Below are 16,032 nucleotides of genomic sequence, written 5' to 3' on the forward strand. Positions count from 1 at the left end.
TGACACGCGCGGGAGACGACAGGACGAACCCCGGGTGAACGACCGCCACGCATGCCTTTGGCAACGATGTCGCGGGGCGCCACCGGAGATCTTTTGAGGTCTCTCGGAAGATCTTCAGAGTCCTGCCTGAAGATCTTCCGAGATCTCCCGAGATCTTCGGAAAGAAAAGCGGAATCGCCTCAGCCCCGCGCGTCAGACCTGAGCCGGCTCCAGGAACCCCTGCTCGACGAGCATCCTGATCTGCGCGGGCGTGCGGTCCCGCAGCAAGACCGGGTCCTCCCCGACCAGTTGCGCGATGGCGTCGAGGATCCGGCCGGCGCTGAGCGTGCCGTCACAGACGCCCGCGAACCCGGCGCCGATCGTGTCCACCTTCGTGGCCCGGCGCATCCCGCGGTGCTGGCGCAGCACCACATGCTCCGGGTCCTCGGCCCCTGGCAGCCCGACCTGCTCCTGCACGACCTCACCCGCGAGCTTGAAGTGGGCGCCGAGCAGGGCGGCGTCGTCGTGCGTGCGCAGATAGTCGAGGCGCTCGAAGTGCGCCCGCACCGTGTCCCCGAGGGGTTGTTCGACGGAGTGCGGCCACTCCTCCAGCGTGACGGACGGCTCGGCGTCCTCCGGCGCCTTGCGCAGCGTGATCCAGCCGAATCCGACGCCACGCACCTTGCGTGCCTCGAACTCGTCGAGCCACGCGTCGTACAGCGCCGCGTACTCCGCCGGATCCGTGAGGTGATCCCCGGCGTCCCGCAGCCACAACTCGGCGTACTGCGTGATGTCCTGCACCTCGCGCTGCACGACCCATGCGTCGCACCCGCGCGGCACCCAGGACCGGAGCCGGTCGGTCCACTCCTCCCCGTCGACGTGCTGCCAGTTGGCGAGAAACTGCGCGTACCCGCCCTCGTTCAGTCGTGCCCCCGCCTCCTGAACGAGCGTGCGGCACAGATCGTCCCCGGCCATCCCGCCGTCCCGATACGTCAGCCGCGCACCCGGCGAGATGACGAAGGGCGGATTCGACACGATCAGGTCGTACGTCTCGTCGCCCACGGGCTCGAACAGCGAGCCCTCGTGCAGGTCCGCGGGGCCTGCGCCGGAGAGGGCGAGGGTCAGCGCCGTCGTGTGGAGGGCGCGCGGGTTGAGGTCGGTGGCGACGACACGCGTGGCGTGCCGGGTGGCGTGCAGGGCCTGGATCCCGGAGCCCGTACCGAGGTCGAGGGCGCTCTCCACGGGCGTACGCACGGTGATTCCGGACAGCGTCGTGGACGCGCCGCCGACGCCCAGGACGACGCCCTCGGCGCGGCTGCCGATGCCTCCGGCGCCGCCGACGGCGCACCCGAGGTCGGACACGATGAACCAGTCCTCGCCGTCGGGCCCCCCGTACGGCCGTACGTCGACGGCCGCGACGACCTCGTCATCGCCGGCGGGCGTCAGCCACCCGCTCTCCAGGCACTCCTCGACGGGCAGAACGGCCGCCACGCGCGCGTACTCCGCGGGCTGCTGCAACAGGAACAGCCGTACGAGCGTCTCCAACGGGCTGTCCCCGCGGGTCGCCCGCAGGGCGGGGACGGTCTCGCTCCGCGCGAGCGCCGCGTAGGCCGGCGCCCCGAGCAGCTCGAGCAGGCCGTCGGCGGTGAACTCGGCCCCCAGCAGGGACTCACGCAGCCGGGCGGCGACATCGTCACGGTCAATGGACGGCAACTTGGACAGACTGGAGCTACTCACGCCCCCATTGTCACCCCGGACCCCCGATGGCCACCCACATACGACGTGTCCCCGGCACCGCGTGAAGACGGCACCGGGGACACGAGGGAAAACGTCAGCGCACCGAGGCAGCCCGCGTGGAGCAGGCTTCCGGAGCGAGCTTCCGGAGCGAGCTCCCGATGCCGGCCCACCTGGGCCGGCATCCGGAATCAGCTCACCTGCCGTCAGCTCTTGGAGGGAGCCGGGGAAGCGGACGCGCTCTTGCAGCTGTCCTGCTTCGCCATCGCCTCGCCGACGTCGCCCTCCTCCAGCTTCTTGAGCGCGTCGCTCCCGCTCTGGCTCAGCTTGTCGAGCTCGCCCGCGATGCCCTTGAGGCCGTCGGCGAACTTCGCCTGGTCCTTGGTGTCGAGCTTGTCGACCTGCTTCTTCAGATCCGCGTACGAGGCCGAGATCCCGTTGAGCTCCTTGACCGCGTCCTTCTGCTTCTTGTCGCCGCCGTCGACCGGCGGGGCGCCCGCGTTGTCCACGGCCGAACCGATCGCCTTGTAGGCGTCGGACATGTCCTGGAAGGCCTGCGAGTCGGTGCTCTGGACGTCCGCGGGCTTGCTGTTGTCCGACGTCTCCTTCTGGATCGCGGCGTTGGCGTTCTCGATCTTCTTGGCCTGCGGCTGGACCGCGTCACAGACCGTCTTGGCCCAGGAGTCCAGCTTCTCGTTGCCGTCGTCGCTGCTGCATCCCGACAGCGCAAGCACCAGTACCGCACCGCTGGACAGTGCGGCTGCAAGCTTCTTGTTCACCGGATTGGTCCCTTCCATGGCTCTCGGCCCCGGAACATACACGCCAAGTGGGCGACAATCGCATGCCGAACGTCCGCTATGGGTGCTTCATCGACTTTTTGTAGCCATTTGCACCAAGAGAGATAAGCCTCACTGAAGGGCCGTCACCTGACACGGGCGGGCGGGCAGCGCGTCAATACGCGCTGCCCGCCCGCCCGTTGAGCTCGCGGCCGTACCTGACCAGGTGAAACCCGGGGTCAGGAAACCACCGCCGGGTCCGCCGGCTGCTTCGGTACGTGGTCGGAGTTGTCGTCGTCGCCGACCGCGATGCCGCGCCTCTTGGAGACGTAAACGGAACCGACGATCACGCCGATCGACAGCACGGCGACGACGATCCGTACGCCCAGGCTCGCGTCCGCCCCGTAGCTGAACTTGACGACCGCGGGCGCGATGAGGAGCGCCACCAGGTTCATCACCTTCAGCAGCGGGTTGATCGCGGGCCCGGCCGTGTCCTTGAACGGGTCGCCGACCGTGTCGCCGATGACGGTCGCGGCGTGGGCCTCGCTGCCCTTGCCGCCGAAGTGCCCGTCCTCGACGAGCTTCTTCGCGTTGTCCCACGCGCCACCGGAGTTGGCGAGGAAGACCGCCATCAACGTGCCGGTGCCGATCGCGCCGGCAAGGAACGAACCGAGGGCACCGACGCCGAGCGTGAAGCCGATCGAGATGGGCGCGAGAACGGCGAGCAGACCCGGCGTGGCCAACTCCCGCAGTGCGTCCTTCGTACAGATGTCGACGACGCGCCCGTACTCCGGCGTCTCCGTGTAGTCCATGATCCCGGGGTGTTCGCGGAACTGCCGCCGCACCTCGTAGACCACAGCACCCGCAGACCTCGACACCGCGTTGATCGCGAGCCCGGAGAAGAGGAAGACGACTGCGGCGCCGGCGATCAGACCCACCAGATTGTTGGGCTGCGAGATGTCCATCACGAGGTTCATCGGGCCGCCGTCGCCGACCTTCTCGCCGACGTCCTGGGCGGCGGAGACGATCGCGTCACGGTAGGACCCGAAGAGCGCCGCGGCCGCGAGTACGGCCGTGGCGATGGCGATTCCCTTGGTGATGGCCTTGGTCGTGTTGCCCACGGCGTCCAGGTCGGTGAGGACCTGCGCGCCCGATCCCGTCACGTCGCCGGACATCTCGGCGATGCCCTGCGCGTTGTCGGAGACGGGTCCGAAGGTGTCCATGGCGACGATGACGCCGACCGTGGTCAGCAGGCCCGTGCCCGCGAGGGCGACGGCGAACAGCGCCAGCATGATCGACGTGCCGCCGAGCAGGAACGCCCCGTACACGCCGAGACCGATCAACAGGCCGGTGTAGACGGCCGATTCGAGGCCGACGGAGATTCCGGCGAGCACGACGGTGGCGGGTCCGGTGAGCGACGACTTGCCGATGTCGCGCACCGGGCGCCGGCTGGTCTCGGTGAAGTAGCCCGTGAGCTGCTGGATCAGCGCGGCGAGCACGATGCCGATCGCCACGGCGATGAGGGCCAGGATCCGCGGATCGCCGTCCTTCACCTTGATCGCCGCGTCGGTGATGCCGTTGAGCTCGGCATACGTCCCCGGCAAATAGGTGTAGACGGCTACGGCCACAAGGGCGAGCGAGATGACCGCGGAGATGAAGAATCCGCGGTTGATGGCACTCATGCCGCTGCGGTCGGACCGGCGCGGCGCCACGGCGAAGATGCCGATCATCGCCGTCACTACGCCGATCGCGGGAACGATCAGCGGGAAGGCGAGCCCGGAGTCGCCGAAGGCCGCCTTGCCGAGGATCAGCGCGGCGACCAGCGTGACGGCGTACGACTCGAAGAGGTCGGCGGCCATACCGGCACAGTCGCCGACATTGTCGCCCACGTTGTCGGCGATGGTCGCGGCATTACGCGGATCATCCTCCGGAATGCCCTTTTCGACCTTGCCGACCAGGTCGGCGCCGACGTCGGCGGCCTTGGTGAAGATGCCGCCTCCGACACGCATGAACATCGCGATGAGCGCCGCACCGAGGCCAAATCCTTCGAGGACCTTCGGCGCGTCGGCCGCGTAGACCAGCACGACACAGGAGGCGCCGAGCAGACCCAGCCCCACCGTGAACATGCCGACTACGCCACCCGTGCGAAAAGCGATCTTCATGGCCTTGTGCGAGACAGCGGTGAGATCCTTTTCCGGCTCGCCTTCCGCCGGTGTGGCCTCCCTGGCCGCGGCTGCGACGCGCACATTGCTGCGCACCGCCAGCCACATTCCGATGTATCCGGTGGTGGCCGAGAACACCGCGCCGATCAAGAAGAAGATCGAACGCCCGGCTCGCTGATTCCAATCGTCCGCGGGCAGCAGCATGAGCAGGAAGAACACCACGACGGCGAATACCGCGAGGGTCCGCAGCTGCCGCCCGAGATAGGCATTCGCGCCTTCCTGGACCGCTGCCGCGATCTTCTTCATGCTGTCGGTGCCCTCGCCTGCCGCCAGCACCTGGCGTACGAGCACTGCGGCCACCACGAGGGCGGCGAGCGCGACGATGCCGATCACCATGACGATGAGCCGGTTGTCGTCGGTCAGGACCGCGGCTGCGAAGGTTGAGGGGTGGTCAAACGCTTGAGGGGTAGAAAGCCCCGCCATTCGTCCTCCTTGACGCTTGGGCTGAGCTCAAGATGTGGACGGATTGTAGGGAGCGGCGCCTGATCAAAACAGTGCGCGAGAAACGGAATTTGCCATCCGTTACTACCCGGCAAATGATCGTCCAACACGATGGGCGCACAAGAAGCAGTAATGCCCTGAAAGCATTGAGGCTTGATCCAATTATGATCGACGATCTAGGGAATGCAAATAGGCCCTGCTCACCGGGGTGAGGGCAGGGCCTGGAAGCAGAAACGATCACATGGGGGCAACGCCGAGCGGAGCCACGGACGGGTGGATCAGGGGGCGTTGCGTGGACGCCGGGGGGACCGCGTCAGGACGGAAGAGTCGTCGGCGTGGTCGGCCAAGTCATCCGAATGAGTCCACCGGACTCGTCCGCGGTGACCTCCACATCGTCGACGAGGCCACTGATGACGGCGAGGCCCATGTCGTCCTCGCCCTCCGCCGCCAGATCGTCCGACCCGCCGGGCGCGCCGGACGATTGATCGCCGGGAACGCTCCGCGGAGCCTCGTCCCCGACCTCGATGGAGAACTGCTTCTCCTCCTCGGTGAGAAGGACCCGAACGGGTGCAGCGATACCGCTGCTCCGGTGAAGACCGACGGCGCGGCTGCAGGCCTCGCCGACAGCGAGCCTGACCTCGTCGAGCACGGCCTCGTCCACTCCGGCCCTGCGCGCCACCGCGGCCGCCACCAGACGGGCGGTTCTGACGTGCTCGGGCTGCGCGCTGAATCGGAGTTCGACGGTGGCCATGCATCCCCCTCGGATGTACGGACGTGCTCTGAAGGGACCGGGCCATCGGCCCGGCCCCCACTTCCGCTCAGCCACCGGCCTGTGGGCCGGTGACCGATCAGTCGGTAGCCGCTACGGCTTCCTCGACCGAGGTGTGGATGGGGAACACCTTGGTCAGGCCGGTGATACGGAAGATCTTGAGAATGCGCTCCTGGTTGCAGACCAGTCGCAGCGAGCCCTCATGGGCCCGCACTCGCTTCAGACCGCCCACCAGTACGCCGAGCCCGGTGGAGTCGAGGAAATCGACTCCCTCCATGTCGACGACAAGGTGGAAGCTGCCGTCGTTCACCAGCTCGACCAGCTGCTCTCGCAGCTTGGGCGCGGTATATACATCGATTTCGCCACCGACCTCGACGACCGTACGATCGCCGACGGTACGGGTCGACAGGGACAGGTCCACGGATCCTCCAGCACCTTGCTATCGAGCGGTCGTCCCTCGGGACACCTCGGCAGAGCCCCCGGGACGGATCGCCAGCCGCGATGGCATTCAATCACTTACCGGCAGGCGTGCACGACGCCTTAGGAGCATTGTCCGTCACGCCAGTGACACACTCGGTGCCGATGGCCAAGAATCACCGCCCCGGACAACCCGCGGCGGACACCGCTTCCCGCCCCTCTCCAGGGGCGATTCTCGACCGGCTCGCCTCGGGTCCGAGCCGGGCTTCGCGCATCACTCATACGGAGCACTTGCCCCCTCGACCGGGTCGTCATGCCGTATGGCCCGACCGCATCCGATCTGAAGTCCTCGCCGCCGTCCAGTCGGCCGGAATCGAGCATCCCTGGGCCCATCAGGCACTCGCCGCCGAGCACGCGATGGACGGCGAGTCGGTCGTCGTGTCCACCGGAACCGCCTCCGGAAAGTCCCTGGCGTACCTCGTCCCGGTGCTCTCCCGGCTCCTCGACGGCTCCGAGGCCCCGAACGGGCGTGGCGCGACCGCGCTCTACCTCGCGCCGACGAAAGCGCTCGCCGCGGACCAGTGCAGATCGGTGAAGGAACTTTCACAACCGCTCGGCACGGCGATCCGCCCCGCGGTCTACGACGGCGACACCCCCGTCGAGGAACGCGAGTGGGTGCGGCAGTACGCCAACTACGTCCTGACCAACCCCGACATGCTGCACCGCGGGATATTGCCCTCGCACCCCCGCTGGTCCTCCTTCCTCAAGTCGCTCAAGTACGTCGTCATCGACGAGTGCCACACCTACCGCGGCGTCTTCGGGTCCCACGTCGCCCAGGTCCTGCGCCGTCTGCGCCGCCTGTGCGCCCGCTACGGCTCGGAACCCGTGTTCCTGCTGGCGTCCGCCACCGCCGCCGACCCGGCCGTCGCTGCTGAGCGCCTGACGGGTCTCCCGGTCGTCGAGATCGCCGACGACGCCTCGCCCCGCGGAGAGCTCGTCTTCGCCCTCTGGGAACCCCCTCTCACCGAGCTCCACGGCGAGAAGGGCGCCCCCGTCCGCCGCACCGCCACCGCCGAGACGGCGGACCTGCTGACGGACCTGACCCTGCAGGGCGTCCACTCCGTCGCCTTCGTACGCTCCCGGCGCGGCGCCGAGCTGATCTCGGTGATCGCCCAGGAACGTCTCGCCGAGATCGACCGCTCCCTCGCCCGCCGCGTCGCCGCCTACCGCGGCGGCTACCTGCCCGAGGAACGCCGCGCCCTCGAACGCGCCCTGCACTCCGGCGAACTCCTCGGCCTGGCCGCCACCACCGCCCTCGAACTCGGCATCGACGTCTCGGGGTTGGACGCCGTCGTCATCGCCGGCTATCCGGGCACCAGGGCGTCGCTGTGGCAGCAGGCGGGCCGCGCGGGACGGTCGGGTCAGGGCGCGCTCGCCGTCCTCGTCGCCCGCGACGACCCCCTGGACACGTATCTCGTCCACCACCCCGAAGCCCTCTTCGACCAGCCGGTGGAGTCCACGGTCCTGGACCCCGACAACCCGTACGTCCTCGCCCCCCACCTGTGTGCGGCAGCCGCCGAACTCCCGCTCACCGACGACGACTTGCCCCTGTTCGGCCCGACCACCGCCGAGCTGCTCCCCCAGCTGGAGGACGCGAAGCTGCTGCGCCGCCGCACCAAGGCCTGGCACTGGACCCGCCGCGAACGCGCCGCCGATCTGACGGACATCCGCGGCGACGGCGGCAGCCCCGTCCAGATCGTCGAGGCCGGTACGGGACGCCTCCTGGGCACCGTGGACGCCGGCTCGGCGCACACGACCGTCCACGACGGCGCGGTCCACCTCCACCAGGGCCGCACCTATCTGGTGAAGCACCTGGACCTGGAGGACTCGGTCGCCCTCGTCGAGGAGGCCAACCCGACCTACTCGACGACCGCCCGCGACACCACTGCCATCTCCGTACTGGAGAGGGACATCGAAGTCCCTTGGGGCGACGGCCGGTTGTGCTACGGCTCCGTCGAAGTCACCAACCAGGTCGTCTCCTTCCTGCGCCGCCGCCTCATCACCGGTGAAGTCCTGGGCGAGACCAAGCTCGACCTCCCTCCCCGCACCCTCCGCACCCGCGCCGTGTGGTGGACGGTGACGGAGGACCAACTCGACGCGGCCCGCGTGAACCCGGAGATCCTCGGCGGCGCGCTGCACGCCGCCGAACATGCCTCCATCGGCATGCTGCCGCTGTTCGCCACCTGCGACCGCTGGGACATCGGCGGTGTCTCCATCCCCCTCCACCCGGACACCCTGCTGCCCACGGTCTTCGTGTACGACGGCCATCCCGGCGGCGCGGGATTCGCAGAGCGCGCGTTCCACACGGCCCGCGAGTGGCTCACGGCCACCCTCGAAGCGATCTCCTCCTGCGAGTGCGAGGCGGGCTGCCCGTCCTGCATCCAGTCGCCCAAGTGCGGCAACGGCAACGACCCTCTCCACAAGCGCGGCGCGGTACGGCTGCTGAAGGTCCTGCTCAGGGACGCGCCAGCGGCGGGGGCCCCGACACCGGCGTCGGCATCTCTGGAGGCTGCGTCCGAGAGGCGGCCGACATCGCAGGATCAGGAACCAGGTCAGGACGCCGGCTGACTGATCCTGCGAGGCCCATCACCCAGGATCCGCGGGGCCGGCCGGATCCGTCGGACCAGCTGGGCCGGTCGGGACCCCGGGCGCCACGGGTCCTGCGGGGCCCGCCCTGGCCCTGACCTGCGCGGTCAGCGGCGCCGCGTCGGCCGCCGCGGTGACGTCGGACACTTCCCCGTACACCGCGCACCGCACGAGCCGTGTGTCCTGTGCGGCCGCCACCCGGGCCGCGTGGGCGCAGGCCTCCTTCCTGCCCTCCATCCAGTGATCGGCGGCCGCGAGAGCCGCCAGGTCGGCGGCCCCACCCGCCCGGTGGCGCACTACGACGGCCTGCCCCATGGTCAGTACGCACCCGAAGACCAGCCCGAGCGCGGCCATCGCCATCACGGCCCACACGGTCGCGGAACCCCGGTCCCCGGACGCCTTCCGCCGCCTCATGAATCACCCACCGCCTCCGCTGTCCCGGCTACGTCGGCCGTCCCCACCGTCTCCTCCGCCAACGCAACCGCGTCGGCCTGTAGGCGGACGTTCAGCACGCCAGGCCCCGGTGCCGCCGCCTCGACCGCGACCCGGACCAGGTCGCCCTCCCGGCTCACGGCGACCTTCGCGCCACGCGGCGCGACCCTCTTCGCCGACTCCACGGCCGCCCCCTGCGGGTCTTGCCGGGCAATCGCCCTGGCGCCCGCCCTCGCCGCGTCCACACACTGGATCTGCGCGGACGCGGCCATCAGCGCCCAGACCAGCGCCAGTGTGAAGGTCACGAGCACCGGCAGCACAACGGCCGCCTCTGCCGTCACGAAGCCCTGGTCACCGGCGCTTCGCGTACCGGCCTGCCGCTCACCAGCCCGTGGCCTACGCCGGCCGGCCCTACCCATGGAGCGCCTTCTCGACGATCCCCTGAAGCGCGGCCTGCACCTGTCCGCTGGTCAGCACCTTCAGCAGCAGTCCGGCGAACCCGACCGCCGCAATCAGCCCCATCGCGTACTCCGACGTGACCATCCCCGCGTCCCGCCTCGCCGCACGCATCCGACGCACCCACATCCGGGCACGCGCCCGCATCACTCCGTACATCTCAACCCCCATGGAATTCCTCTGAAGTTCGTCACCGACCGACGTCCACACGACGTCCGCCGAACTCGCGCCGGGCCACGCACCGGCCCGGCCTCCCCCGCGGCCTCTCACCGACCTCCCAACAGCCCGCCGGCCACCCCGATCACCACAGGCAGCACTCCGATGGCCACGAACGCGGGCAGGAAGCACAGGCCCACCGGCGCCGTGATCAGCACGGCCGCCCGGCGCGCCACCGCGGTGGTCGCACGCCCTCGCTCGGCCCGGGCCTCCGCGGCCAGCCGCGCGACCGGCTCCGCGGCCGGGGCGCCTGAATCACCGGCCCGCTCAAGGAGTCCGGCCAGCGCACCGGCCCCCGGCATCGACGCCAACTGCCGCCACGCAGCACGCGGTTCACCACCGAGCCGCACCTGGGCCGCACCCCGCGCCAGAACCTCGCCGACCGGGCCACCCAGCGACTCCCCCACAGCCCTCGCCGCCCGCACGGGATCGGCCCCGGCGGCGATGCACGCGGCCAACAGATCAGCGGCCAGCGGCAGCTGCCGACGTGCCTGGGCCGCCGAAGACGCCGTCCCGTCGGCCGCCGCGCGAGCCCTTCGCCTCCACCTCCACACCCCGAACGCCGCGACCAGCCCCAACAGCAACCCGGCCACCCCGCCCACCAGCACGTATCCGGCACAGACCGCCCCCGCTGACGGTCCCCACCTGCCAATGGCACCCCGCACATCCACGCCCCGCCCCGCCGGCTTCTCAGTCACCGCCTCCAGCAGGGCGTTCAACCTCCGCAGCAGCGCCCGTTCCCTGCGCCGTACCGCCACCTCATGCACGAACCACCCCAAGCCCGTCACGACACACAGCACGAGCCCCAGCCTGTGGACAACGTTCATCGCTCCTCCGCTCCCCGTACGATCCGCAGCGCCCACCACAGCCCCGCTCCCTCCAACACCCCACCCACCAGCAGGCACCCGAACCCCGCCCCGGTGTGCAGCAGCACCCTCAGCGGCCGGGCCCCGAGCACGCTCCCCAGCAACAGCCCCAGGACGGGAAGCCCCGCGAGCATCACCGCCGTCGACCGCGACCCGGCCAACTGAGCGCGCAGGTCAGCCCTTTGGTCCCGCTCGGCCCGCAGCGCGTCCGCGAGACGCTCCAGCCCGGCCGCCAGGCCCGCACCCCGGTCCACCGCCACCCGCCAGCACGCCGCGAGCCCCAACAGCCCCTCGGCCCCCGGCGCCCGCGCCGCCTCCCGCAAAGCCCCCGGCACGTCCCCTCCGAACCGGGCAGCAGCCACGACCGCCCCATCGCCGGCGCCCGAGCCGCCCGCTCTCGTCTCGCCCTCCTCACGCACCGCCACGATCAGTGCCTCCCCCGGCTGCCGCCCCGCTCGCACCTCCCCCGCCAGCACCCCGCACAGCGAGATCACCGCGTCCGCCCGGCGCTCCCGCACCCGTCGCGCCTCCCGGTCCTGCCGCACCCGCGCCGCCAGAGGCACCCCCGCGGCACCCACCACCAGCGGCACCACGGAAGCCCCGAGGGCCGCGAGCACGGCCCCTACGACCAGCACCCACCACTCCCACAGCTCCCGCCACCGCGCCCGACCCACACGCCACGCCTGCGCGCCCCACGGCACACCACCGCCGGAACCCAGCAACTCCCTCGCCCGCCGCGCCTCACGCTCGTGCCCACCACCGGCAACCCAGGCCGCCGCCCCCACACAGACCAGAGCCGCACAACCAGGCCCCACACCGCCCCCCACCGCCCCAACCACAACCACAACAACCGCCCCCTCCACGGACATCACCCCTCGCACCAGCCCACGCCCCACCCAGCGCCCCGCCGCCGCCCAACCACCCCGACCCGACCCCCACCCCAGCCCCAACCCGCCTAACCCCCCTCCACGAACTCCCCGAGCAGCTCCCGCAACCGCGCCCACCCCCGCTCCCGCACGAACTCCCCCTCGCCCCACCGCAGCGCCGGCACCGTGACCACCCAGCCGGCCGCGTCACGTTCCAGGACATGGACCTCGGCGATGCGACGCCGGCCCCTCCGGTCCCGTACGAGGTGAAGAACCACCGACAGGGCCGCCGCCAACTGGCTGTGCAGGGCACCGCGATCGAGGCCGGCCGCCGTCCCCAGAGCCTCCAGGCGGGCGGGCACGTCATGGGCGGCGTTCGCGTGGACCGTGCCGCAGCCCCCCTCGTGCCCCGTGTTCAACGCGGCGAGGAGCGCCACGACCTCCGGGCCCCGCACCTCGCCCACCACCAGGCGGTCCGGCCTCATACGCAGCGCCTGACGCACCAGGTCGTCCAGGGCCACGAGCCCAGCCCCTTCCTGATTGGCGGGCCGCGCCTCAAGCCGCACCACGTGTGGATGGTCGGGCCGCAGCTCGGCGGAGTCCTCGGCGAGCACCACGCGCTCCCCCGGCCCCACCAGGCCGAGCAACGCGCTCAGGAGCGTCGTCTTACCGGACCCCGTACCACCGCTGATCAGGAACGACAGCCGGGCATCGAGAAGGGCCCTGAGCACCCGGTCCCCGCCGGGCGGCACCGTGCCCGCCGTCACGAGCTCCTCCAGCGTGAAGGCACGCGGCCGGACCACCCGCAGCGACAGGCAGGCACAGCCGACGGCGACGGGCGGCAGGACGGCGTGGAGGCGGGTCCCGTCCGGCAGCCGGGCGTCCACCCACGGCCTCGCGTCGTCCAGGCGCCGCCCGGCCACCGCCGCGAGCCGTTGCGCGAGCCTCCGTACGGTTGAGGTGCTCTCGAACGACACGCCCGTCAGCTCCAGGCCACCGCCCCGGTCCACCCACACCCGGTCGGGCGCGGACACCAGCACGTCGGTCACCGACGGATCGGCGAGCAGGGGCTCAAGCGGTCCCGTGCCCACGAGTTCCGAGCGCAGCTGACCGGCCGCACCCAATACTTCGGCGTCCCCGAGAAGCTTCCCTTGAGCCCGAAGCGCCTCCGCGACCCGCGCGGGGGTCGCCTCCGCACCGTTCTCCGCGAGCCACTGCCGCACCCCGTCCAACATGCGCGCGCCCACGACCCCACTCACACGCCGCGCACCGTCGTCACCGACCACACCCCCGCTCACACGCCGCCCACCGCCATCACCCACCACACCGGCACTCACAGCCCACCCCCCTCGACTCGCCACACCCGCACCTCACCCGCACTCACACCCACGCCCACCCCGACATGCCGCCCCCGCTCTCACACCCCACCCCCCTCAGTCGCCACAACCGGCACCCGCTCCCAAAACGCCGCGCAGAACCGCGCGAGCGGCCCCCGCGCCGCACCACCCGGCGGCAGTCCGCCCCCATCGGCGGCCAACAGCGCGCCGTCCGCCGGAAGTTCACCGACCAGCGGAAGCCCGAGAAGCCGTGCGACCTCATCCGGATCGAGCACGCCGGCCGCACCCCCGCGCGAGGGCCCCACCACCACGCGCAGATCCCGCAGCACCATCCCCACGCCGGAGGCAACCCGTTTCGCCGCCGCGACGGCCCTCAGCTCCGGCGGCACCACAAGCAGCCCCAGATCCAGCTGGGCCAGCGCCTCGGCCGCCCCCTCGTCGACCCGGCGCGGCAGATCCACGACGACCGCGCCGCCCCGCCGTCGCGCCGCGGACAGCACCGCCCGTACGGCTTCAGGCGGGACCGCCACCGTGTCGCCCCGGTCCCAGCTCAGCACCCGCAGGGCGTGCAGCTCGGGCAGCGACTCCTCCAGCGCGCCACCCGCGACCCGCCCCCGCGACTCCGCGAACGCGGGCCACCGCATCCCTTCTGCAGCCTCCCCGCCAAGCAGCACATCGAGCCCACCGCCGAGCGGATCCGCGTCGACGAGGAGGGTGCGCCGCCCGGTCCTCGCCGAGGTCACGGCGAGCGCGCTCGCCAGGGTGGACGCCCCGGCCCCGCCTCGCCCGCCGATCACCCCGACAGTGAGCGCGGGCCTCCCCACGCCTTCGGCCACGTCGGCGATGCGGTCCATCAGCCACTGCTCGCCGTCCGGCAGCATCAGCACATGGTCGGCGCCGATCTCGACGGCCCGCCGCCACACTCCCGAATCGTCCTGGTCACGCCCCACCAGCACGACGCCACGCCGCCGCGCCACACCCCGTACCCGCTCGACCGCGTCGTCCCCGACCAGCACCAGAGGCGCCGATTCCCAGCTCCCTCTGCGCTCCGGCACCCCGTGATGGACCTCGGGCCGCGCGCCGGCCGCGGCACACAGCCGCAGCAGGTCGTCCAGCAGATCCACGTCCTCCGTCACGATCAGCGGTGTCCGCCGCCGCCCGTCGGCGACCGGCGCCCGGTCGCATGTGATGGCTCCCGCCACGATTTCCGCCCCCTCTCTCGCTGTCCCGCTCGCACCTGCGAGCCGGCCATTCCCCTCGCGCAGCACAGGCCGGCCGACAGTCCTGCGGCCCGACCGGCGAACGGAACCGGTAATGAACACCGGTCCCGACTTCGCGAGTGGAATCACCGTGCAGCGATCCCGGAAATCGTGTGGATCTTGGTCAATTACTGTGGACAAGAGAGAGCTTGTGAATATCCCCATCACCCATACCGGTGACATCACTTGTGCCATCTAGGGCGACCCCTCAACTACCCTCCAGGCCTTCCGCAGAGCAGCCTCTCGACTACACTCAGTGACGGAGATCAGGCGCGGGGAGCCGCGCGCCAGCGACTCGGCGAGGGGCGACAACAGGGTGGAGAACGCAAAAGTCCGGACCCAAAGTGGGTCCGGACATGCGACGACCCCCGCCGGGGGGGAGAGCGGGGGTCGTCCCCACGGTCCGACTCGGGGGGGGAGGAGCCAGACCGGGTTAGCACGGTCGCGAACGATCCGTGACTTCCATGGTGTACCCGAGAGCCTTCTCAGGCAAACCCACGCGCCAAAGCTTACGCCGAATGGTGGGCGCCTATGCTCAGGCTTGTGGAAAACCACTCCTTGACGCACTCGATGCCCCGCACAGCCGCGTTCTTTGACCTGGACAAGACGGTCATTGCGAAGTCGAGCACGCTCACCTTCAGCAAGTCGTTCTACCAAGGCGGGCTGATCAACCGCAGGGCGGTGCTGCGGACCGCGTACGCGCAGTTCGTGTTCCTCGCCGGCGGCGCCGACCACGACCAGATGGAGCGGATGCGCGAGTACCTCTCGGCTCTCTGCCGCGGGTGGAACGTGCAGCAGGTGAAGGAGATGGTCGCCGAGACGCTCCACGACCTGATCGACCCGATCATCTACGACGAGGCCGCGTCACTCATCGAGGAGCACCACACCGCCGGGCGCGACGTGGTGATCGTCTCCACGTCCGGCGCGGAGGTCGTCGAGCCGATCGGTGAACTCCTCGGCGCGGACCGCGTGGTGGCCACGCGCATGGTCGTCGGCGACGACGGCTGCTTCACGGGTGAGGTGGAGTACTACGCGTACGGGCCGACGAAGGCGGAGGCGATCGAGGAGCTCGCGCGGTCCGAGGGGTACGACCTCTCGCGCTGCTACGCGTACAGCGACTCGGCGACCGATGTGCCGATGCTGAAGTCCGTCGGCCACCCCTTCGCGGTCAATCCGGACCGGGCGCTGCGCCGTGAGGCCATCGCGCGAGAGTGGCCGATTCTCGACTTCAACCGGCCCGTCCGGCTCAAGCAGCGACTGCCCTCTCTGTCCGCACCGTCGCTGCCGGCCCTCGTCGCTGCCGCCGCCGTCGGCGCCGCTGCGGCGACCGCGGGCCTGGTCTGGTACGCCAGCCGCCGACGCGCCACGGTCAGCTGACCGGCCCCTTTATGCGGGCCCGCCGCAAGGCCGCGGAACAACCCCGTCACCCGTCCGCCCGTTTCGCCCCTAATTGAACCCAAAAGTAAAGAAGTGCGGCCAGGGGTTTCGCTTCCCCCACTCCTGGAGTACAAATGAGGCAACGGCCCGCGAGACCAAGGGACATCCGAGAGGATCACCTTAAAACGCAACCAAGGCCCCACGGACCGAGCATGAACACCAGGCACCCACGCGACGTC

The 16,032-nt window shown here is 70.7% G+C and carries 14 protein-coding genes; 2 read left to right on the top strand and 12 right to left on the bottom strand.

Going from position 1 to position 16,032, the window contains the following annotated elements:
- Positions 1-192: 192 nt before the first annotated feature.
- The 5 genes from OG698_RS22720 to bldG form a co-directional block, all read right to left on the bottom strand.
- The gene (locus OG698_RS22720) at positions 193-1,716 is read right to left on the bottom strand and encodes a methyltransferase (protein WP_406105039.1); all 1,524 of its coding nucleotides are present in this window, start codon (positions 1,714-1,716) and stop codon (positions 193-195) included.
- Between the two features lie 203 nt (positions 1,717-1,919).
- Positions 1,920-2,510 (bottom strand): small secreted protein, encoded by a 591-nt coding sequence (locus OG698_RS22725; RefSeq protein WP_406105040.1) that lies wholly within the window; start codon positions 2,508-2,510, stop codon positions 1,920-1,922.
- 218 nt (positions 2,511-2,728) lie between these two features.
- Positions 2,729-5,134 carry a sodium-translocating pyrophosphatase gene (locus OG698_RS22730; protein ID WP_406105042.1) on the bottom strand — a complete coding sequence of 802 codons (2,406 nt, stop codon included), beginning with the start codon at positions 5,132-5,134 and terminating at the stop codon, positions 2,729-2,731.
- Positions 5,135-5,465: 331 nt separating this feature from the next.
- Positions 5,466-5,903 carry an ATP-binding protein gene (locus OG698_RS22735; RefSeq protein ID WP_406105044.1) on the bottom strand — a complete coding sequence of 146 codons (438 nt, stop codon included), beginning with the start codon at positions 5,901-5,903 and terminating at the stop codon, positions 5,466-5,468.
- 97 nt (positions 5,904-6,000) lie between these two features.
- Positions 6,001-6,342 carry an anti-sigma factor antagonist BldG gene (gene bldG / locus OG698_RS22740; RefSeq protein ID WP_003975386.1) on the bottom strand — a complete coding sequence of 114 codons (342 nt, stop codon included), beginning with the start codon at positions 6,340-6,342 and terminating at the stop codon, positions 6,001-6,003.
- A gap of 80 nt (positions 6,343-6,422) precedes the next feature.
- On the opposite strand from bldG, the gene OG698_RS22745 reads away from it, so the two are divergent.
- On the top strand, positions 6,423-8,966 hold the full coding sequence (locus OG698_RS22745; RefSeq protein ID WP_406105046.1) for a DEAD/DEAH box helicase: 2,544 nt from the start codon (positions 6,423-6,425) through the stop codon (positions 8,964-8,966).
- 18 nt (positions 8,967-8,984) lie between these two features.
- On the opposite strand, the gene OG698_RS22750 is transcribed toward OG698_RS22745, so the two are convergent.
- From OG698_RS22750 to ssd, 7 genes are all read right to left on the bottom strand, one after another.
- On the bottom strand, positions 8,985-9,398 hold the full coding sequence (locus tag OG698_RS22750) for an Rv3654c family TadE-like protein (protein WP_406105047.1): 414 nt from the start codon (positions 9,396-9,398) through the stop codon (positions 8,985-8,987).
- Entirely contained in the window at positions 9,395-9,757 is a 363-nt protein-coding gene (locus OG698_RS22755; protein ID WP_406105048.1) for a TadE family type IV pilus minor pilin, read from the bottom strand. The genes OG698_RS22750 and OG698_RS22755 overlap by 4 nt, the downstream gene beginning before the upstream one ends.
- A gap of 70 nt (positions 9,758-9,827) precedes the next feature.
- Complete coding sequence (locus tag OG698_RS22760) at positions 9,828-10,031, bottom strand: DUF4244 domain-containing protein (protein WP_406111220.1); 204 nt, start codon at positions 10,029-10,031, stop codon at positions 9,828-9,830.
- Positions 10,032-10,138: 107 nt separating this feature from the next.
- Entirely contained in the window at positions 10,139-10,915 is a 777-nt protein-coding gene (locus tag OG698_RS22765; RefSeq protein ID WP_406105049.1) for a type II secretion system F family protein, read from the bottom strand.
- Positions 10,912-11,823, bottom strand: coding sequence for a type II secretion system F family protein (locus tag OG698_RS22770; RefSeq protein WP_406105051.1), 912 nt, complete (start codon positions 11,821-11,823; stop codon positions 10,912-10,914). Before OG698_RS22770 ends, OG698_RS22765 begins: the two co-directional genes overlap by 4 nt.
- A gap of 86 nt (positions 11,824-11,909) precedes the next feature.
- Positions 11,910-13,055: a TadA family conjugal transfer-associated ATPase gene (locus OG698_RS22775; RefSeq protein ID WP_406111222.1), complete on the bottom strand. Its 1,146-nt coding sequence runs from the start codon at positions 13,053-13,055 to the stop codon at positions 11,910-11,912.
- A 182-nt stretch (positions 13,056-13,237) separates the two neighbouring features.
- The gene (gene ssd, locus OG698_RS22780) at positions 13,238-14,359 is read right to left on the bottom strand and encodes a septum site-determining protein Ssd (protein WP_406105053.1); all 1,122 of its coding nucleotides are present in this window, start codon (positions 14,357-14,359) and stop codon (positions 13,238-13,240) included.
- A 588-nt stretch (positions 14,360-14,947) separates the two neighbouring features.
- Between ssd and OG698_RS22785 the strand changes: the two genes are divergently transcribed.
- On the top strand, positions 14,948-15,793 hold the full coding sequence (locus tag OG698_RS22785) for an HAD family hydrolase (protein ID WP_406105054.1): 846 nt from the start codon (positions 14,948-14,950) through the stop codon (positions 15,791-15,793).
- Positions 15,794-16,032: the final 239 nt, after the last annotated feature.

This window comes from Streptomyces sp. NBC_01003 (assembly GCF_045162695.1).
Taxonomy (GTDB): Bacteria; Actinomycetota; Actinomycetes; order Streptomycetales; family Streptomycetaceae; genus Streptomyces.